A 19,318-nucleotide genomic window follows, 5' to 3' on the forward strand; every position below is an offset into this window, starting at 1 on the left:
TAAGTCTGAGTTAGCTAATTATGCGAAGACCACGGACTTGGCAAATAAAGCGGATAAGTCTGAATTAGCTAATTATGCGAAGACCACGGACTTGGCAAATAAAGCGGATAAGTCTGAACTGGCTACAAAAGCGGATAAGAGCGAGTTAGCGGACTATGTACGCAAATCGGATCTCAAAATCGGCAACAATGCCAAGGACATTCAAAAGGTGGGGGCTCGTGCTGCTGCGTTGGCAGGGTTGCATCCGCTCGAATTTGATCCGTCCACGAAGTTGAGCTTTGCTGTTTCTTCCGGTTCGTACGACGGAGAAAACAGTGTCGCCTTCGGTGCGTTCTATCGTCCCGCCAAGAATGTGATGTTCAGTGCCGCCAGCACGATGGGCTCCAAGAATGCGTATACCTTCGGCATGAGTTTTAAGTTCGGCAAGTCTTCGGCCACGACGACTACGAATACGCCGGATGTGCAGGAATTGTATCGTGTAGTAGGGCAGCTTCAGTATCAGGTAGCGGCACAGCAACAGGAAATTCAACAGTTGCGTCAGGCTGCACAAAAAACAAAATAAGATACGCTTACTTTATGTCTATACATAAGGAAAACCACCGTAATTCCCAAAGGATTGCGGTGGTTTTTTGTTGTCCGTAGGGGAACGGCCGGTACGGATTTTGATTTATAGTCGGGAATTTTTATCATAAATTAATACACTGCAAAACAAAACAATCGGAAATAACTATCAATTGTTCTAAAATTGACGACTTATTAGGCGATGAAAAACCGGGAGATGCCGGAACACATCGGTATATATAAAGAGAACTGAAGTAATTATTAAGAAAATGAAGAGATTTATTTAATAAAATAAAAGTAAAACTTTACAATTTAATGATGTATACGTATAGTAAAAGAAGAAATGGGCAGCCGTACAAAAGCATAACAAGAGAATCAGTTTCATTTATATTTGACAAATATACTAAAAAGTGGATAATAAGAACCATAAACATATGAATAGCATATGTGCATGGGGTAGTAAGGTTTCGTCTATTGGGGAATAGACGAGGCACACAAGTACATAGAGGGGAATTTCGGGGAAATTATCGTCTGATTAAAGGAGGATTTTTTTAATGAAATTCACAAAACGCCAACTAACAACGATGGTAGTCGCCGGTTTGATGGGGACTGCTTTTGTAGGTGCGTCTTTTGCTGCGGATGCTTCGTCATCGGCGGCTGATTTGCTTGCCATGAATCAAGATCGTACGGCGGCACCGGATACGGAAAAGATAAAGACGTTGGAAGCGCAAATTGCAAAGGTACAACAAGAGATTGCCGATGCCAATACGTGGTGGGAAAAGAATAAAGACATTATTGATTCTTATGAAGATGGCATGGGGGGACCGCAGGGCAATTGGACCGCAGAATATAATAAATATAAACCGATTCATGATAAAGGAGCGGAGCATTTAAAACAATTGCAAGCAGAATTAGAGGCGGCGAAAACCGGCGGCACCGTACCGGTTGCACCGCAGCCGGGAGACGTGGAAACTTCTTCCGGGACGGGCGAGGCGGCTCCTTCTTTGGAAGATATGCAGCGGAGTTTGCAGCGGGCACAGGAGAATGTGCAGCATTTACAGGAATTGACCGCGCGGGTAAACCGGGATGTGACGGAGGCGGAAGCAGCAGCGAAAGCCGCTCCGAAAGATGAAACGGCACAAGAGCGGGCAAAGAGTTCCAAGGCTTATGCAGGCATCGTGCAGAAGGCTATGGAAGCGGCCAAGCAAGCGGTTACGAAGTGGCAGCAGCAGTTGAAGGTGGAAGTAAAAGATGAGTCCAAACCGTTTACGATGCCTTCTCCTGCGGTGGAAACGGGGACGGATATAGGGCAGTTGCAGCAGGAACTGGCGGACTTACAAAAACAATTGCCGGACGTGGAGAAGCATGCAACTTGGTCTACAGCTGAGTTTAATAACAATGGCGGCTATGCGAATAACGGTGCAAGTACGGAGGTTTTACTGCGATATTTGCAAGATACACAAAAATTAAGTGATTTACAGGCGGCAATCAAGGCAAAAGAAGCACGTATCAGTGCCTTATCTTCCGGGACGGGAAGTACGCCCGGTACGGGAAAAGAGGAAACGAAACCTCATACGGGTGAACCGGGTAGCAAGCCGGTACCGCAACCGCCCGAATCGAAGGTAGAGCCGGTACAGCCGGGCGGCGGCACCTCGCAAGGTACGGTTACGCCGGAAGCGGTAACGCAATGGGCAAAATTGAAAGCCGAAGCCGAAGCGGCGGAACAGTATTACAACAGTGAAGTATGGGCAAAGACCTATTTTGAAGAGATGGATAAAAAAACGCCGTATCAGAATTGGGCAAAAGAAGTAGAGCATGCCGACGGATATATTGCGAATGCGAAAGCGGAAATGGAAGCGAAAAAGCAGGCCTTAGAAAGTTATGCAAAAGAAAAAGGCATTACGGCGGATCCGCGGACGAAAGAGGCGCAAACGGCGGCGTTGAAAAAGAGGATTGCAGCACTGCAAGAGGTAAAGAAAAATGCGGCAAGTATATTCGATGAAACGAAATCTGATTATAAATGGGGGTATTATGATACCTTTGATCAGGCTAAAACAAATAACACATTAGATAAGCGGCAAGCGTATGTGGTAGCGTTGCAGCGGAAGGAATCGAATGTCTTGGACACCCAGCTGCAACAGGCGGAAGCGGCGTTAAAGACGTTGGATCCGAGCGGTACCGTCACCCCGCCGCCGGCACCGCCGGAAGTAAAGCCGCCTTCGGGAAAAACGCCGGGCGTACAGCAAAGTGAAGCGGAAAAGAAGTATGAGGCAGCCGTAGAAACGTGGACGAAAGCCGAAGCGGCACGCAAAGAAAAACCGCAGGATGAAACGGTGCGGCAGCAAGCCGAAAAGGCCAAACAAGAGGTAGAAGCGGCCAAGACCACGTATTTGCAAGAATTGACGGCAAAAGAAACCGAATTAAAGGATCTTTATGATAAGGCGCAAACCAAATATGACGAGGAAAATACGGATGAGGATGGTCCGGATCAGACTACGATTGATGCGCGGGATAAAGCGAAAGCCGCTTACGAGGCGATAGAAGCTAAAATTAAACAGGTAAAAGGCGCGTCGTCGTCTCCTTCGGAAACCAAGCCGACGCCGCCACCGCAGCCGCCGGTACCGACGCCGAGCGTCGATCCGGCTATTCCGAAGCCGGATCCGGAAGCGGATAAGAAAAAGTCGGCAGAAGAACTGAAGAAAGAAATTGCCGCTTTGGAAGAGCAATTAAAACAGGCACAAAAAGTTGCGGATACAGCAGAAGAAGCCTATAATCCGGACGATCAGACCCCGGAAGGGCAAAAAAAGCTACAGGCCTATGAAGAGGCACACAAGAAAGTAATGCAAATAGGCGATGTCCTTCATGCTAAAAAAGCGATTTTAAAGGAGAAGGAATCTTCATCGCAGCCGCAACCGCCGGCACCGAAGCCGCCTAAACCGAAGGTAGATCCGGGGCAGTCCGGCAGCGAACCGGGAGGGAAGACGGATCCGCAGCCGCCCGAATCGAAGGTAGATCCGGTACAGCCCGGCGGCGGCACCTCGCAAGGTACGGTTACGCCGGAAGCGGTAACGCAATGGGAAAAATTGAAAGCCGAAGCGGAAGCGGCGGAACAGTATTACAACAGCGAAGTATGGGCAAAGACATATTTTGAAGAGATGGATAAAAAAGATCCGTATCAGAATTGGGAAAAAGAAAAAGCTCATGTCGACGGATATATTGCGAATGCAAAAGCGGTAATGGAAGCGAAACAGAAGGCTTTAGAAAGCTATGCAAAAGAAAAAGGTATTACGGCGGATCCGCGGACGAAAGAGGCCCAAGAGGCAGCGTTGAAAAAGAAGATTGCCGAGTTGAAAGAAGCTAAGCAAAATGCGGCTAATTTTGATGAAAAGAACGATGCATATGCTAAGGACCTTGGACATTGGTGGACGTTTGAAGACGCTAAACAGAAGAATAAATTAGCTGAACGGCAAGCGTATGTGGAAGCGTTGCAGCGGAAAGAAGCGGGTGTCTTGGATACACAGTTGCAACAGGCGGAAGATGCGTTAAAGGCGTTGAATTCGAGCGGTACCGTCACCCCGCCGCCGGCACCGCAGCCACCGGCACCGCAACCGCCGGCACCGCAGCCGCCGGCACCGCAGCCGCCGACACCGCAGCCGCCGACACCGCAGCCGCCGACACCGCAACCGCCGACACCGCAGCCGTCGGCACAGGAACGGCAGCAAGCGGAAGCGGATTATAAAACGTATATCAATACGGATGAACCGGCTCTGAAAACGTTGGTTGCGTGGGAAGAGGAAGAAACGGCACAGGCGAAGGAACAGGCGGAAAAAGCCGGAGCTTCGGCCGAAGATAAGCAGTATTACGAATATGCCAAACAATTTCAGGAACGGGCCCGGCAACAGTTGGCTGCGAAACAAAAGGCGATCGGCGAATTAAAAGCAAAGTACGGGTTTAAGGATTTGCAACCGGTCGTGCCGCCGGCAGAAAAGAAAAAAGAATATACCGGCGACAATGATACGAAGTTAAGCGCCATGCAAAAAGATCTGGAAGCGTTGCGGGCAACGGCACAGCAGCAACAACAGGCGTTGCAAAAAAACGGTACTTCGTACGGTACTGTCGGGGCGGTTCTGACGACGGCACCGGATAAAGTGGATATGAATCTGCGGCGGCAGTATTTGCAGGCTAAACAGACGGCGAAGACGGCGCAGCAGCAGTATAAGGCGTTGCTGGCAGACACCAATACGTTGCGGAAAGCCATGCATAAAGAAGAGTTGGTTGAAAACTTGGCACAACCTATTTTTACTGCCGACGGGCAGGTGAATCCTTCGGTCTTAAAGGGGTCCTCGTCGGGGCAGCCCGTACCGACCCCGGCCGAAAACGCGCAGGTACAGGCGAACAGTCGCCGGATTGCCGATAATACGGCAAAGATTGCGGCCTTGGATAAGCGGGTGACGCAAGTGGCGCAGGATGTCAAGAAAGTGGGCGCTCGTGCGGCGGCGCTGGCCGGCTTGCGACCGGTGGATGATGGTACGGCAAAATTCAGTTTAGCGGCCGCAACCGGCGGTTATAAGGGGGAAAATGCCGTTGCTATGGGCTTGTTCTATCGTCCGAATAAGGATGTGCTGATCAGCGCCGGCAGTACCATCGGTGGGGATACGGCCTATAATGTAGGCATCAGCTTTAAAGTGGGAACTGCCGTTGTCCATGAAAAAATGGGCACTTCGACACCTACGGTGCAGGAATTTTATACGGTAGTGGAAACGTTGCAACGTCATATTGCGGCGTTGGAATACAAGGTACGGCAAATGGAAAACCGGCAGACTCCGGAACGGCATAGGTAAGGTGCCGTCACAGGGTGACCGGCAGATAAAAAAAGCGAGTCCTGAGGACTCGCTTTTTTTGGTGGGGCGTTATATTAAATTTTTTATTGCCGCCGCAATTTTTCCGGCAATATAGGGGTTATTCATGGTATACACGTGAATCCCGTCCACGCCGTTGGCCAAGAGATCGATGATTTGCTCGACGGCACAGGCGATGCCCGCATCGCGCATGGCTACGGGGGAATGCCCATATTTGGCGAGGAGACGCTGGTATTTGACGGGAAGCGTGGCGCCGCAAAGGGATACCATGCGTTCAATTTGTTTTTTGTTGGTCACCGGCATAATGCCGGCTTCAATGGGGACGTTGATGGCGGCGATTTCGCACCGTTCGAGGAAACGATAGAAGAGTTCGTTATCGAAAAACAGTTGAGAAATCAGTTCGTCCGCCCCGGCATCCACTTTTTGTTTTAAGTAGCGAATATCGGCGCCGAGGGTTTTCGCTTCTGTATGCCCTTCGGGATAGCAGGCTCCCAGAATGGAAAAAGAAGGGTCTTCTTCTTTGATGAAGCGAATCACATCGGCCGCATGTTCAAATACGCGGATCGGCGTTTTTCCCGGCGTTTCGTCGCCGCGTAAGGCCAGAATATTTTCAATTCCGTGTACCTTTAATTCCTGCAAGGTATGTCGTACGTCGTCTTCTGTCAAATAGAGGCACGGCAGATGGGCGACGGTTTCGCAATGATAGGTGTGTTTGATGGTGGCGGCAACTTCGGCCGTGCGATTGCCGCCCTGCCCGTTGGCACCGCAGGTGACACTGATAAAATCGGGATGCAGACGGCTTAATTCTTGTAAGGTGGGATAGATGGATTCTAAAGGCATATCCCGTTTGGGCGGAAAGACTTCCAGAGAAAAAACTGTTTTTTGTGTAAATAAATCGGTTGTACGCATAGACCTCTCCTTTTTATGATGTGTCGTCGGCAGTATAAAAAGCAAGAAGGACGCAGAAGCGTCCTTCTATTGCCTTCTTATCTGCAGTACGGTGATTAGAAGCTGGGTAAAATGGCTCCTTTGTACTTGTTTTGAATGAAGGTTTTGACGGTCGGCGATTGCAGGGCTTTCACCAGTTTTTGAATTTCCGGCCGTTTTTCGTCCCCGGCGCGTACGACCAGAATGTTGGCATACGGAGAATCTTTCGGTTCCAGGAACAGGGCGTCTTTTAAGGGATTGAGACCGGCAGGCATAGCGAAGTTGGTATTGATGACGGCAATCGTTACGTCATCAATGGAACGAGGTACTTGTGCCGCATCCAGTTCTACGAATTGCAGGTGTTTCGGGTTTTGGGCAATATCTCCGACCGTAGAGGTGACGGAGCCGCCGTTTTTCAGGGTTAAGAGGCCCGCACTTTGCAAGAGCAGGAGCGAGCGGCCGCCGTTGGTGGGATCGTTGGGAATGGACACTTTCGCACCTGTCGGCAGGGCTTTTAAGTCTTTGATTTTGTGAGAATAAATGCCCATGGGCTCAATATGGATTTTGGCGACGGCTTTTAAGTTTGTACCCCGTTCGGCGTTGAATTTATCTAAATAGGGAGTATGTTGGTAGAAATTGGCGTCGATTTCTTTGTCGTTTAACGACAGATTGGGTTTGACATAGTCTGTAAATTCGACGATTTTGAGGTTGACGCCTTCTTTGGCCAACAAGGGTTTAATTTCATTAAGAATTTCTTCGTGCGGTACGGGAGTAGCCCCGACGGTCACGGTGACTTGTCCGGAAGTTGCCGTGTCCGCTTTGTTTCCGCAACCGGAAACGAGCACGCCCAGGGCCAAGAGGGCGGTGGCGGCCAAGACGGTAAATGTTTTGAATGATTTCATGGTAATTCCTCCTTTAGTAGATAGCAAGACCGCTCTTTCCATGCGGGTAAAAAAAATCCTCTTTCCGTGAAGAGAAAGAGGGGACAATAATTTATCTCTCGGAATCTCTTCCGCAGGAATTGGCACCGTCGTTATCGGTTGCCGGGTTTCATCGGGCCAGTCCCTCCACCTCTCTGGATAAAAGCGAGTCATATGATTGAATTGCCATCATTATAGCATGAATCGATTATTTGTCAATATAGTTTATTTCTTTGGGTATGTATAGAAATTTGTTGGTACCGGCGTCGGGAAGGGAAAAAAATACTTGACAAGGACAGCAGTTGTGCGTATGATTAATGGTAACAGTATATAGAATCGATGATCGAAACGAGTACTTGTACAGTGACGGGTTCAGCGAGTCGACGGTAGTGTAAGTTCGGCCCCGCTCCGTACAGGGAATGGATTCGGGAGATGCGGCCTGAACGGAAATCAGTAGGGCTCGCCGGTGAGGTTCCCCCGTTAGCCCGGAACCGTGTATCGCCGTCAGGCCGTACATGAAGAGTGAACGCACGGCGTTAATGTGGGTGGTACCGCGGAAGTATGTAACCTTTCGTCCCCGTAGGGGAGGAAAGGTTTTTTTGTTGTCTAAAAAAGGAGTGAGAAAGATGTTGGAAATGCGGGATGTGGCTTTTTCTTATAAAAACGGCGCCCATGTGTTGGAGCGGTTGCAGCTGCAGATTCATCCCGGGGAATGGTTGGCCTTATGCGGCCGAAACGGGAGCGGCAAAACGACGATTACCCGCTTGTTGATGGGGCTGGAAAAACCGACACGGGGGCGGATTTTTTATAACGGTACGGATATTACGGCGCAAGATCCGGCACAACGAAGCGCCTTTTTGGGGTATGTTTTTCAGCAGCCGGAACGACAGATGTTTCGGTCCACCGTACAGGAAGAAGTGGCTTACGGCCCGCAACAGGCGGGACTCGAGGCGGCGGCGGTACAAGCGGCGGTAGCGGAGGCCTTGGCGGCTACGGGCTTGACCGCATTGGCGACGGCCTATCCGTTAAACTTGAATCGCAGTGAAAAGCAGCGTGTAGCCATTGCTTCGGCACTGGCCATGAAGACGAAGTATTTGATTCTGGATGAACCGACGAGCGGCCAGGATCGGCAGGCGACACGGCAATTGATGGCGCTGTTGCAACGGCTGAATGAAAACGGGCTGACCGTCATTTTGATTACCCACGATATGGATGTGATTGCCGCGTATTGCAGTCGCGTGATTGCCTTGGGGCCGGGCGGGATTTGTTTTGACGGCACGCCGGAATCCTTATTTACTACGTGTGAAGAGTTATATGAGTTGGGATTGCGACGCCCCGATTGTGTACGCTTATCTTTGGCCGTACCGCAGGTAGGGTATTGTAAGTCTATGAAAGAATTTACGGCGGCGCTGTGCCGCTATGCGGGAGGGAAGACCCAATGAAACAATTTGTACCGTTGAGTAAATTAATCGGCACGTTTGCGTTTTCTTTTTGTGCGTTGGTTATGCATACGGCGTTGCCGCTGGTGGCTTTAGTGGTGATCGAGTTGGTGATTTTAAGCGGTTGCGGTCATCTGCGGCGGAACGGCAAGGCGGTTTTCAGTTTGGTAATTTTTGCGTGTTTTTTAGGCGTTGTGCAATATATCGGCGGCGGGTCGTTGACTTCGGCGTATGTGACGGGGCTGCGTATGTTGTCCATGACGATTGTCTTTATTATTTTATTGACGACGACGCGTTTGCAGGATTTGACGGCGGCGTTAGTGACGCAGCTGCATATTCCGTATGAATATGCGTTTATGTTTACGGCGGCGTTGCGGTTTGTCCCCGATTTTATGGCGGAAAGCAAGTATGTCCGGGAAGCACAGGCTTGCCGCGGGTTGGCGTCGCGGGGAAATGCGTGGAAAAAAATTCGGCAATATATGAGTGTGATTCAGCCGTTATTGCTGAAATCGTTGGGACGGTCGGAAACGATGGCGCTGAGTTTGGAGCTGCGCGGGTTCGGCAATACGCAGCATCGTTTTATGAGTCGGGTCGGCCTGCGGCCGCGGGACTATGTATTAGTGGCGGTGTTGTTCATCGGCTGCGGTTTTGTGGTGTATTTACGGTGTCACGGAGCGGTATAGGAGGCGACGGTAATGAAACGGATAGAAGATATAGGGAAGTTGGAATTTCATCATCGTCAGGGCGGTCGTTTTCGTTGGATTACGGTGACCACGTTATTATTGGCGGTAGGTACGATTTTGCATTTAGTGTCTCCCAGTGTGGGCGGTGTAACTCCCAACTGGGCGATTGCCACGTATTGTGTGGCGATTTGTTTGACGAAACCGTCGTATAAACAGGGATTGGGAATCGGCTTGGTAGCAGCCTTGATCAATGTATTGACGTCGAAATCGGGATTTCCGTACGGCAATTTGTTGAGTGAACCGGTAGGCGCTCTGACGTGTACGTTTTTAGTACATCACTTAGGGCATTTGCAAGGAAAAAAGCATTCGCTGTTGCCGGCGCTTTCCGGCTTTTTAGCCACTTTTATGAGCGGGTTTGTGTTTGTTACTATTTTAAAAGCGGTCATGAATTTGCCGTGGGTGGTCTATGTAACGGGCATGATTCCGCTGGTTATTGTAATCGGTCTGCTAAATGCCGTAGTGACGCCGGCGTTATTCTTTCCGGCATTGCGGTTGTTTAGGTCGCGCGGTATGTTGGAGGATGTCGACGAAACAGCGGTTATTTCGGATCACAGTGAGTATGTGTTGCAGCCGTCGCGGGATGGCGTTCTGGTACTGGATCATGTTTCGTATCGGTATAATCGGCAACGCACTCCTGTCTTATGCGATGTGAATTTGGCGGTTCACAAGGGCGATTTTCTGGTCATTACCGGCGGCGCCGGCAGCGGTAAAAGTACGTTGTGCAAGGCGTTGACCGGTGCCGTACCGCATTATTGCGGCGGCGTTATGAAGGGCATGGTATTTGTCAACGGTGTAGCTACGACCCAATCTTCTATTTCCGCCCTGGCCGGTACGGTCGGCTATATGCTGGATGATTATGACAGCCAGTTGGTGGCCATGACGGTGGAAGAAGAAATTGCGTTTACGTTGGAAAATTACGGTGTGGCGCCGGAAAAAATTGAAAAGACGATTGATGAGGTGTTGGCTACGGTGCAGATGACCGGGTATCGTAAACGGACGTTGACGAACCTTTCCGGCGGCCAGCGGCAACGGTTGGTTATTGCCGATGTGTTGGCCATGAAACCGGAAATACTGGTTTTTGACGAACCGACGTCGGCGTTGGACCCGGAAGGAACCAAGCAGTTTTATGAATTGTTGCACACGTTAAATCGGGAACACGGGCATACTATTGTGATTGTAGAACAGAATTTGGAAGCCGTTTTGCCGTATGCCGATCGGTTGGTAGTACTGGATAAGGGGCGTGTATGCTGTGACGGTTCGGTCGAAACGACGCTGGCATATATGTATGAACACCATATTCATGAGGCGGCGATTCCTTCGGTATTTGCGTGTGCCATGGAATTGGCGGCGCACGGGATTATTACGGACGGCAAGTGGCTTTCTGCGGAAACGGCGGAACAGGCGTTACGACAACAATTTTCCTCATAAAAAAGAATAGGGGCAAGGGCGGCACTTCGCGCCTTCCTTTCTTAATGCGCAGCGGCGTCACCGGCAGGAGTACCGGTGACGCCGCTGTTTAGGTAGGCGAAAGCGCCGTAGCGTCAGACCGTGATCGGTTCTGCCGCTTGTCGGTCGGAAGAGCTGTTTTGTAGTGTTTCCGGCGGGCCGACAATCTTCCGGCGAGGGGAAGTTTTCGGCCCGCCGGTATGCGGAAAAGGGCGGGAGAAATTTTAGGTCCCGGGAATATGCGACGGTTATAAGGGGCTGTATTTGTCCTTTTCATAGGCGGCACGCAGGCGCCGGGTATAAGGACCGGGAAAAGTGAAGCGGTGCGATCCGTAGGTACGTACGCCCATAATGCCGAGTAGGGAATTGGTGACGAAACATTCGGTAAACGTGGGCAGGTCTTGTTCGGTGACGACTTGTTCGGTGACGGGAAAACGGCGGCACACATAGGTGCGCACGATACCCGGCAAGAGGCCGCAGGGGACGGGCGGCGTAACGAGTCGGTCGTTTTTGACTAAAAAAATATTGGTCGTAGCACCTTCCGCCAGTTGTCCCTGTGTATTGAAAAAGAAGGGTTCGTCAAATCCCTGTCGGCGGGCGCGACGTTTTTCGAGAATTGAGTCGCCGTAGTTGGCGGTTTTATGAAAGACGAAGGGCGACGTTTCATTGCGGCACATGGTTGCCCGTTGTGCGGCAAAGCCCTTGGTATAGGCGGCTTCCGTATAGGGATTGGGACGATGGGTAAAACATATATTTCGGGAGGAAATCAGCAGTTTTACGGCTTGTCTCCCGGGGAGGGAACGGCTGTATTGATATACGGCCGTTTTTACCTGCGAAGGCAGGGGGATTTGTAGAAAGGCCAGTGCTTTTTCCAAGCGCCGCAGATGGGCGTCCGCCCAAATGGGCGTGCCGTTTTCGACGGCGATGGTTTCAAAGGCGGCCAACCCGAATTGGCAGGCGTCGTCATAGTACAGGTTCATGGGTTCCTCCTTGTAAGGCGTGTTGCAGGGCCGCGGCTTTTTGCCAAGTTTCTTCATATTCAAAGTCGTTGTCCGATTCGGCGGTAATTCCGCCGCCGACGCCGATGTGATAGATGCCGTTGCGGTGTACGGCCGTACGGATGACAATATTTAAATCACAGTCCCGATGTAGCGAAATATAGCCGAGCGAGCCCGTATATAAGCCGCGAGGGGTCGGTTCCAGGCAGGCGATGATTTCCATGGCGCGCTGCTTGGGAGCGCCCGTAACGGACCCGCCGGGAAAGACGGCATCGATTACTTCTTCCATCGTGACCGACGGACGGATTCGGCCCTGTACGGTGGATACCAGATGAAAGACGGTGGCATAGGTTTCGAGGGTATACAGGGCGGGAACGGTGACCGTTCCCGCTTGGCAGATGCGGTGGAGATCGTTGCGTTCCAAATCGACAATCATGAGTAATTCGCTTTTATCTTTGGCGGAGTTTTTCAGTTCGGTACTGTTTTTTTCATCTTCCGCAGGCGTGCGTCCGCGCGGGCGCGTGCCTTTAATGGGGCGGGTTTCTATGCGTCCTCGGCGCAGGGAAAGGAGTCGTTCCATCGAGGCGCTGATGATTTGCCACGTACCGTAGTTGATGTAGGCGCCGAAGGGAGAAGGATTTTGTCGGCGCAAGGCGGTGAAAAACGTGTACGGACAACAAGAGCTTTTCAGGGCGAGCGCTTGTGTAAGATTGAGTACATACGCATGGCCGTCCAAAATATAGTGATGTACCTTTCGGAGGGCCTGCAGGTATTCTTCTTTGGTACTGTAGCGGAGCAGTTCGGGCGGCACGGAGGGCGGCGACGATAACGGCGGGGGTTGCGTCAGTCCCTGCTTTATTCGTCGGATCATGGTGTCCATTAATTGGGCGGCCGGGCAGGTATGGCCGTTGGCAATAAAGGTGACCGCACCGGTGCGACAATTTTCAATAATAAAGAAATCGTAAAATGTCCAGGAGGCCGCGGCGCCTATTACTGCACTTTTGCGGTACGGCATAATATGGCGGCGTTGACAGGCGTAGTCATAGGAAAAGTAGCCGATCGCGCCGGCAGTAAGCGGTAAGTCGGTCGGATTTTCGCAGTAATGGTCGCGGAGGTAGGAATAGAAAACGGTTTCAAAGGGACGGGCATCATAGGTGCCGTTGATTAAGGTTCCGTCAGGGGCGGTTTCCACGGTCAAATAGGGAACCAAGCCGATAATGGAATAGACCCCCTGCGTAGTGTGTAAGGAAGAGTCGAGAAAGGCGGCTTTGTCTTCGTCGTGAAACAGACGGAAGATAGCGGCGGCGGAAGCGGTAAACGGAGAGGGGAGAATATAGGGTTCAGTCATGGTAAGTCACCTGTTTCGGAAAACGTAAATTGTTCAGCCAAGTTGCAATAGTTTTGTAAGAGTTCGTGCCCGTATTCGGTACATAAGGCCTCCGGATGAAATTGCACGCCCCATACGGGCAAGGTGGCGTGATGCAGGGCCATGAGTACGCCGTCTTCGCTGAAGGCGTCACACCGGTATGCGGCAGGCAAGGTTTCTTTTTGTACCACCAGGGAGTGATAGCGCGTGACCCGGAAGGCGGGGGGCAATCGGAAAAACAAGCCCGTTCCCGTATGGGTAATTCTGCTCAGTTTGCCGTGCATCGGTGCGGCGCCGCGGCTGACGACGGCTCCGGCCATATGGGCAATGAGCTGCATGCCCAGACAAATTCCCAAGATGGGAATACGACCGACGAAGGTTTGAAAAATGAGGCGGGATTCTTTAGCATCGGCCGGATGTTTCGGTCCGGGCGACAAAATAATTCCTTGCGGTTGTAAGGCGGCAATTTCTTGGAGAGAAATTTGATCGCACCGATAGACGCGGACGGATTTTCCAGCTTCCTGCAGGTATGCGGCAATTGTATAAACAAAGGAATCGTAGTTATCAATAATTAAGTACATCGGCCATACTCCTATAAAAAAAGATAACCAAAGCAGCTGCCTCATGCAGGCTGCAGTCGTTATCCTGACGGTCCGTAAACTGCATATGAAAATGATATAGTCAGTATAGCACAGTTGGAAAAAGAATGCTACCGGAAAGAGTGGCTATATTGGACAGATATGGTATAATAACAGTAAGAGTCCGTTGCAATTTCGACGGGAAGGAAAGAAGGGAAACAGAATGGCTACGGAAATACAGACGGAAACGACGCGGACATGTTCCGAGTGCGGGCAGGCATTAAAACCGGAGGCGACGTATTGCCCCATGTGCGGCAAACCGATCGACACGGGGCATGAACCGCAGCGGAATATGCAAGCCAAGGAAGCGGCGCAGACGATGCGCCCGGCGACAGCACGTACGTGCCCTTGCGCGACGGCAAAGGGAAAGTGGATCATAGGGATTATTATTGTCTTGATAATTCTTTGCGGCATCTATTATGCTTGCCGATGAAAAGAAAGACGATGCGGCTTTCGTGTAGAGAGCGACATCGTCTTTTCGGTAAGTTTGTAAAAAGCGCTTTACAATTTCCGCTGTTGTTTGTTATAATGAGTAAGCAATGTTTTGTTATGCGGGTGTAATTCAGTGGTAGAATGCGAGCTTCCCAAGCTTGAAACGAGGGTTCGATCCCCTTCATCCGCTCCAATCGCGTGTCGCTTTCCCTATGGCCGGGAGAGCGACATTTTTTTTGTAAGCGGGCGGCGGTTTCTTTGGTTGCGGGCCGTTTTACGGTATAATAAGAGGAAAAGTAACAAGGGAGGCGCAGGTATGTTAGGGAATTTTACGTATGAAAATCCGACCAAGCTATATTTCGGAAAGGATGCTTTGTCCTATTTGCAAGACGAATTGGCATTGTACGGTCCGAATGTACAATTTATTTATGGCGGCGGGTCCGTTAAGCGCAACGGTATTTATGAAAAAATTATGACCGTGTTGCAGGCGGCGCATAAACGGGTGATTGAAGACGGCGGGGTAATGCCCAACCCGACGCTGGACAAGTTGTATGAAGGATGCCGTGCGGCGAAAGAACAGAAGGCGGATTTGTTGCTGGCCGTCGGCGGCGGTTCGGTTTGCGATTATGCCAAAGCGGTGGCGGTTTCCGCGTATTGTGAAACCGATCCGTGGGATACTTACTATGCACATATGCGACGGATTAAGAATAAAATTATTCCTGTCGGTTGTGTATTGACCATGGCCGGTACAGGCTCGGAAATGAATGGCGGCTCTGTTATTACCAATACGGCGGAAAAACGAAAAATTGCCCGTGTATTTGATGCCCGCGTATTTCCGCGGTTTGCGGTTTTAAATCCTGAATTTACTATGACCGTACCGAAATATCAGATGGCGGCCGGCTGCTATGATATTATGTCGCATCTTATGGAACAGTATTTTTCCGGTACGGATGATACGGCTTCCGACTATATTGCCGAAGGGATGATGCGCTCGCTGGTACACAGTTCCCGTCAGGCTATACGGGATCCGCAGGATTATGAAGCGCGGAGCAATATTATGTGGTTGGCTTCTTGGGCATTGAATTCTTTTATCGGGAAAGGGAAGTCGCAAGATTGGATGGTACATATGTTGGGCCAGTCGCTGGGAGCGTATACGAACGCGACGCACGGCATGACGTTGGCGGCCGTATCGTTGCCGTATTATCGACATATTGTCAAAGCCGGCGAGGCGAAATTCGCCCGTTTTGCACAAACGGTGTGGCAAGTTCGTCCGGACGGGAAAACGGCGGCGGACATCGCTGCCGAGGGATTGCAATGTTTGGAAGCGTGGATGCGTTCGTTGGGGTTGGTATTGCATGCCCGGGAATTGGGTATGACCGAAGAGATGATTCCGCAGATTGCCGAAGGCGTATTTATTACGCATGGCGGGTATGAAACGTTGACGCGGGAAGCGGTAGAAGATATTTTACAACAGAGTTTATAAAACATACAGCCGGTACGACGAAATCGTCGTACCGGCTGTATGTTTGCGGTTTGCGGTCAGCGTACACGTCCGTCCGTGAGGGTAATCGTATCCATCACTAACGGCGCGACAACGGCGCGGATTAGCGGTATTAAGTCCTGCGGCGATAAGAGTACCTGCAGACCTCTTTGTCCGGCGCTGATGCTGACGGTGTCGAAGGCGCGGACGGAGGCATCTATATAGGTGGGAAACGTTTTTTTCATTCCTATAGGCGAGCAACCGCCGCGAATATAGCCGGTAATGTCGAGCAACTCTTTGACATGGAGCAATTGCACCGATTTATTGTGACTGACGGCGGCCGCTTTTTTCAAATCCAATTCTTTATGACAAGGAATACAAAATACGACGGGACCGGTGGTTTTTCCCCGACCTACTAGCGTTTTAAATACTTGTTCCGGCGGTAAGCCTAAGACGGCGGCCGCATGTATTCCGGAAAGATCTTCTTCGGAATACGTATAAGATTTGGTATCATAGGGTATATGGTTACTGTCCAGCATGCGCATGACGTTAGTTTTTTTTGTTTTGCCATTCATCTCACCTGTTTCTTCATTTGTGTGTCTTACTATAGCAAGAACGGTCATTCTTTGCAAGTGCGCGTGTCTTGGCAGGGGCGGGAGAGATTTGTATAATAGAGGCGGGAGAGGCGGAAAAGGAGAAAATGATGAAAATAGCGGCAGTACAATGGGAAATTCAGTTAGGGCAAGTGGCGAAAAATTATGCGGCTGCCGACCGGTGGGTGGCCAAAGCGGCGCAGGACGGAGCGGACATCGTAGTGTTGCCGGAATTGTGGAATACCGCTTTTTTTCCTGCCGATGTAGCGGCGTTGGCGGATAAAGAGGGAATACAAACCCGGAAATTTTTACAACAGGCTGCCCGTCAATACGGCGTGTATATTGTGGGCGGTTCGGTGGCCACTGTGCGTGAGGGAAGATTGTATAATACCTTATATGTTGTCGATCGGCAGGGACAATGGATAACACAATATGATAAGGTGCATTTGTTTACTCGCGGTCGGGAAGATCGAATTTTTTCTGCAGGCCGGCGTCCCTGTGTATGGGACCTGGACGGATTTCGGGCCGGTGCGGTTATTTGTTATGATTTGCGGTTTGATGAATGGCTGCGTACGTTGACGTTGAGCGGTTGTGAAATCTTGTTTGTGCCCGCCGCCTGGCCGGCGGCGCGGGGCGTGCATTGGGATCTTTTAACGCGGGCTTGTGCGGTTATGCAGCAATGTGTGGTCGTGGCGGTCAACGGGTGCGGACAAAGCGGGGACATTTCGTTGTACGGTCATTCGGCTATTATTGATCCGTGGGGCAAGGTCTTGGCACAAGGCGGTGACGAAGCGGCGGTGGTCATGGCCGAGGCGGATATAGCGCAGGTTGCGGCCGTGCGAAAAAAAATGCCGGTGTTGGCGGATCGTCGACCGGAAGTATATGTGCGGGGATAAAAAACAAGAGGAGAAGTCGGCGGACTTCTCCTCTTGTTTCAGTCGGTGCACGTCAGCACAGTATGCCGGTGAATGACAGGCTCAGAATACGCCTTGTGCCAGCATGGCGTCGGCAATGCGTTCAAAGCCGGCAATATTGGCGCCGGCAACAAGGTTGTACCCGAAGCCGTTGCGCATTGCCGCATCTTTACTGTTTCGGTAAATGGTATCCATAATTTGACGTAAGCGTGTATCCACTTCCGTCGCTGTCCATACTAAGCGTTCGCTGTTCTGACTCATTTCCAGTGCGGAAACGGCGACTCCGCCGGCATTTACGGCTTTGGCGGGGGCGACAATCATATTTTTTTGTTGCAGAAGATAATTTAAGGCCTCATTGGTAGTCGGCATATTGGCGACTTCAATATAGTACCGTACATTATTGGCGGCAATTTGTTTTGCTTGTTCCAAATGTACGTCATTTTGCATAGCCGAGGGCATGGCAATATCCACCTTACGATTCCACGGTTTTTCGCCGGCAAAGAATTCCACGCCGAAAGCATCGGCATAATCTTGGACACGATTGCGACCGCTTTCACGCATGTTCAGCAGGAAGTTTATTTTTTCTTCTGTACATACGCCGTCAGGATCATAGATGTAGCCGTCCGGTCCGGATAGGGTAACTACTTTGGCACCCAATTCGGCCGCTTTTTTACACAGTCCCCAAGCTACATTGCCGAACCCGGCGGCGGCGATGGTTTTGCCGCGTAATTCTTGTCCGTCGTCTTTTAATACATTTTCCAAATAGTAGATGGCCCCGTATCCTGTCGCTTCCGGACGAATTAAGGAACCGCCGTAGCTGAAGCCTTTACCGGTGAGGACACCGTTTTCAAAGGTGCCTTTGAGACGACGGTACTCGCCATATAAATAGCCTATTTCACGACCGCCTACGCCCATATCGCCGGCCGGCACATCAATGTCGGGACCGATATAACGATATAAGGCTTGCATGAAACTTTGACAGAAACGCATGATTTCGGTATCGGATTTTCCTGTCGGATCAAAATCGGAGCCGCCTTTAGCACCGCCTATAGGCAAGCCTGTCAAGGCGTTTTTAAAAATTTGTTCAAATCCTAAAAATTTCATGATTCCGGGATACACATTTTTTTGAAAGCGCAGACCCCCTTTATACGGTCCGATGGCCCCGTTAAATTGCACACGATAGCCGGTGTTGGTATGATATTTTCCCTGATCATCCTGCCAAACGACACGGAATGTGAATTGCCGTTCCGGTTCCACCAGACGTGCCAGGAGATCAAATTTTTCGTATTCCGGATGGCGATCGACAACCGGGGAAATAGAGGAATATACTTCTTCGACAGTTTGTACAAATTCCGGTTCATGGGAATATTTTTGACGGACATCTGCAATTACGCGTTCAACATAGCTGTTCATAGAAATCACCTCGTTTAAATACTGGAAACTTCTTTCTTATAAATTCATCATAGCACAATTTTTTTACAATGCAATACCGACAAAACGTAAATACGTTTAACGCATAATACGATAGCTGCGATGTTCGGATGACGAAATAAAATTTAACGGTAAATAAGCGGACAGTCGTTTTAATGTATATATATGAAATAATGCATTCTTAAAAATTATAAGAAAAATTACAATATATCATGAATTGAAGGACCGTATATTTGTTGTATATATATAAAAAATAATACATAATGAAAAATTTCTTGCCAATATGGTGTCTTTATGATATATTAGTACACGTACTACATGGGGGTATAGCTCAGCCGGGAGAGCGCTTGAATGGCATTCAAGAGGTCAGCGGTTCGATCCCGCTTATCTCCACCATAAAAAAAGAACTTCTTATGAATAAGAAGTTCTTTTTTTGTCGCTATGAATATCCCGATTTCGGGCGGAAGGGTGCGGTAAAGAGGGTTTCGGCATGTATTTGCCGGGAGACGGGGGAAGCGTTAGCGCGGCAGAGATAGAATTGTTGAAAATAATAATAAAAAAAGATGATTCG

General features: G+C 50.2%; 15 protein-coding genes, 2 tRNA genes, 1 riboswitch and 1 other annotated feature. Of the genes, 10 read left to right on the forward strand and 7 right to left on the reverse strand.

Translation table 11 applies throughout. The annotated features are described in order from the left end of the window. Both HMPREF1039_RS07625 and HMPREF1039_RS00035 read left to right on the forward strand, forming a co-directional pair. The coding region (locus HMPREF1039_RS07625; RefSeq protein ID WP_176603324.1) for a YadA C-terminal domain-containing protein at positions 1-562 on the forward strand (562 nt) is incomplete at its 5' end. 553 nt (positions 563-1,115) lie between these two features. Continuing rightward, a complete protein-coding gene (locus HMPREF1039_RS00035; RefSeq protein WP_007390326.1) occupies positions 1,116-5,402 on the forward strand; it encodes a YadA-like family protein in 4,287 nt (1,428 codons plus the stop codon). Between the two features lie 69 nt (positions 5,403-5,471). Here HMPREF1039_RS00035 and metF read toward each other — a convergent pair whose 3' ends face one another. Next, entirely contained in the window at positions 5,472-6,329 is an 858-nt protein-coding gene (gene metF / locus HMPREF1039_RS00040) for a methylenetetrahydrofolate reductase [NAD(P)H] (protein ID WP_007390325.1), read from the reverse strand. A 95-nt stretch (positions 6,330-6,424) separates the two neighbouring features. Beyond that, positions 6,425-7,249, reverse strand: coding sequence for a MetQ/NlpA family ABC transporter substrate-binding protein (locus HMPREF1039_RS00045; protein ID WP_007390318.1), 825 nt, complete (start codon positions 7,247-7,249; stop codon positions 6,425-6,427). An 88-nt stretch (positions 7,250-7,337) separates the two neighbouring features. Then, positions 7,338-7,433, reverse strand: a riboswitch (SAM riboswitch). Between the two features lie 164 nt (positions 7,434-7,597). Beyond that, positions 7,598-7,849, forward strand: a binding site (T-box leader). A 44-nt stretch (positions 7,850-7,893) separates the two neighbouring features. On the opposite strand from HMPREF1039_RS00045, the gene HMPREF1039_RS00050 reads away from it, so the two are divergent. The 3 genes from HMPREF1039_RS00050 to HMPREF1039_RS00060 are packed head-to-tail and all read left to right on the forward strand — an operon-like array spanning position 7,894 to position 10,877. After that, entirely contained in the window at positions 7,894-8,709 is an 816-nt protein-coding gene (locus HMPREF1039_RS00050) for an energy-coupling factor ABC transporter ATP-binding protein (protein WP_007390317.1), read from the forward strand. Continuing rightward, positions 8,706-9,389, forward strand: coding sequence for an energy-coupling factor transporter transmembrane component T (locus HMPREF1039_RS00055; RefSeq protein ID WP_007390331.1), 684 nt, complete (start codon positions 8,706-8,708; stop codon positions 9,387-9,389). Before HMPREF1039_RS00050 ends, HMPREF1039_RS00055 begins: the two co-directional genes overlap by 4 nt. A gap of 12 nt (positions 9,390-9,401) precedes the next feature. Further along, the gene (locus HMPREF1039_RS00060; RefSeq protein ID WP_007390323.1) at positions 9,402-10,877 is read left to right on the forward strand and encodes a tryptophan transporter; all 1,476 of its coding nucleotides are present in this window, start codon (positions 9,402-9,404) and stop codon (positions 10,875-10,877) included. Between the two features lie 266 nt (positions 10,878-11,143). Here the strand turns inward: HMPREF1039_RS00060 and HMPREF1039_RS00065 are convergent, their stop codons facing one another. The 3 genes from HMPREF1039_RS00065 to HMPREF1039_RS00075 are packed head-to-tail and all read right to left on the reverse strand — an operon-like array spanning position 11,144 to position 13,840. Next, positions 11,144-11,875, reverse strand: coding sequence for an aminotransferase class IV (locus tag HMPREF1039_RS00065; protein ID WP_007390327.1), 732 nt, complete (start codon positions 11,873-11,875; stop codon positions 11,144-11,146). Continuing rightward, positions 11,859-13,241 (reverse strand): aminodeoxychorismate synthase component I, encoded by a 1,383-nt coding sequence (gene pabB, locus HMPREF1039_RS00070; RefSeq protein WP_007390330.1) that lies wholly within the window; start codon positions 13,239-13,241, stop codon positions 11,859-11,861. The genes HMPREF1039_RS00065 and pabB overlap by 17 nt, the downstream gene beginning before the upstream one ends. Continuing rightward, entirely contained in the window at positions 13,238-13,840 is a 603-nt protein-coding gene (locus HMPREF1039_RS00075; protein WP_007390321.1) for an anthranilate synthase component II, read from the reverse strand. The genes pabB and HMPREF1039_RS00075 overlap by 4 nt, the downstream gene beginning before the upstream one ends. A gap of 220 nt (positions 13,841-14,060) precedes the next feature. Here HMPREF1039_RS00075 and HMPREF1039_RS00080 point away from each other — a divergent pair, with 220 nt between their 5' ends. From HMPREF1039_RS00080 to HMPREF1039_RS00090, 3 genes are all read left to right on the forward strand, one after another. Next, positions 14,061-14,330, forward strand: a complete 270-nt coding sequence (locus tag HMPREF1039_RS00080; protein WP_007390316.1) for a zinc-ribbon domain-containing protein — start codon at positions 14,061-14,063, stop codon at positions 14,328-14,330. 118 nt (positions 14,331-14,448) lie between these two features. Beyond that, positions 14,449-14,522: transfer RNA gene (locus HMPREF1039_RS00085), tRNA-Gly, on the forward strand. Between the two features lie 123 nt (positions 14,523-14,645). After that, positions 14,646-15,812, forward strand: coding sequence for an iron-containing alcohol dehydrogenase (locus tag HMPREF1039_RS00090; protein WP_007390329.1), 1,167 nt, complete (start codon positions 14,646-14,648; stop codon positions 15,810-15,812). Positions 15,813-15,868: 56 nt separating this feature from the next. Here HMPREF1039_RS00090 and ybaK read toward each other — a convergent pair whose 3' ends face one another. Further along, positions 15,869-16,384 (reverse strand): Cys-tRNA(Pro) deacylase, encoded by a 516-nt coding sequence (gene ybaK, locus HMPREF1039_RS00095; protein WP_039891546.1) that lies wholly within the window; start codon positions 16,382-16,384, stop codon positions 15,869-15,871. Between the two features lie 125 nt (positions 16,385-16,509). On the opposite strand from ybaK, the gene HMPREF1039_RS00100 reads away from it, so the two are divergent. After that, positions 16,510-17,298 carry a carbon-nitrogen family hydrolase gene (locus HMPREF1039_RS00100; RefSeq protein WP_235720006.1) on the forward strand — a complete coding sequence of 263 codons (789 nt, stop codon included), beginning with the start codon at positions 16,510-16,512 and terminating at the stop codon, positions 17,296-17,298. Between the two features lie 81 nt (positions 17,299-17,379). Here HMPREF1039_RS00100 and gdhA read toward each other — a convergent pair whose 3' ends face one another. Next, a complete protein-coding gene (gdhA, locus tag HMPREF1039_RS00105; protein ID WP_007390322.1) occupies positions 17,380-18,729 on the reverse strand; it encodes an NADP-specific glutamate dehydrogenase in 1,350 nt (449 codons plus the stop codon). Between the two features lie 338 nt (positions 18,730-19,067). Here gdhA and HMPREF1039_RS00110 point away from each other — a divergent pair. After that, positions 19,068-19,143: transfer RNA gene (locus HMPREF1039_RS00110), tRNA-Ala, on the forward strand. Positions 19,144-19,318: the final 175 nt, after the last annotated feature.

The sequence above is a fragment of the Megasphaera lornae genome (assembly GCF_000214495.1).
GTDB classification, from domain to species: domain Bacteria; phylum Bacillota; class Negativicutes; order Veillonellales; family Megasphaeraceae; genus Megasphaera; species Megasphaera lornae.

Bases quoted from the DNA above. Each gene is read 5' to 3' on its own strand.
- HMPREF1039_RS00035 (WP_007390326.1), top strand. From the start codon at position 1,116: ATGAAATTCACAAAACGCCAACTAACAACGATGGTAGTCGCCGGTTTG.
- metF (WP_007390325.1), bottom strand. From the start codon at position 6,329: ATGCGTACAACCGATTTATTTACACAAAAAACAGTTTTTTCTCTGGAA.
- HMPREF1039_RS00045 (WP_007390318.1), bottom strand. From the start codon at position 7,249: ATGAAATCATTCAAAACATTTACCGTCTTGGCCGCCACCGCCCTCTTG.
- HMPREF1039_RS00050 (WP_007390317.1), top strand. From the start codon at position 7,894: ATGTTGGAAATGCGGGATGTGGCTTTTTCTTATAAAAACGGCGCCCAT.
- HMPREF1039_RS00055 (WP_007390331.1), top strand. From the start codon at position 8,706: ATGAAACAATTTGTACCGTTGAGTAAATTAATCGGCACGTTTGCGTTT.
- HMPREF1039_RS00060 (WP_007390323.1), top strand. From the start codon at position 9,402: ATGAAACGGATAGAAGATATAGGGAAGTTGGAATTTCATCATCGTCAG.
- HMPREF1039_RS00065 (WP_007390327.1), bottom strand. From the start codon at position 11,875: ATGAACCTGTACTATGACGACGCCTGCCAATTCGGGTTGGCCGCCTTT.
- pabB (WP_007390330.1), bottom strand. From the start codon at position 13,241: ATGACTGAACCCTATATTCTCCCCTCTCCGTTTACCGCTTCCGCCGCC.
- HMPREF1039_RS00075 (WP_007390321.1), bottom strand. From the start codon at position 13,840: ATGTACTTAATTATTGATAACTACGATTCCTTTGTTTATACAATTGCC.
- HMPREF1039_RS00080 (WP_007390316.1), top strand. From the start codon at position 14,061: ATGGCTACGGAAATACAGACGGAAACGACGCGGACATGTTCCGAGTGC.
- HMPREF1039_RS00090 (WP_007390329.1), top strand. From the start codon at position 14,646: ATGTTAGGGAATTTTACGTATGAAAATCCGACCAAGCTATATTTCGGA.
- ybaK (WP_039891546.1), bottom strand. From the start codon at position 16,384: ATGAATGGCAAAACAAAAAAAACTAACGTCATGCGCATGCTGGACAGT.
- HMPREF1039_RS00100 (WP_235720006.1), top strand. From the start codon at position 16,510: ATGATGAAAATAGCGGCAGTACAATGGGAAATTCAGTTAGGGCAAGTG.
- gdhA (WP_007390322.1), bottom strand. From the start codon at position 18,729: ATGAACAGCTATGTTGAACGCGTAATTGCAGATGTCCGTCAAAAATAT.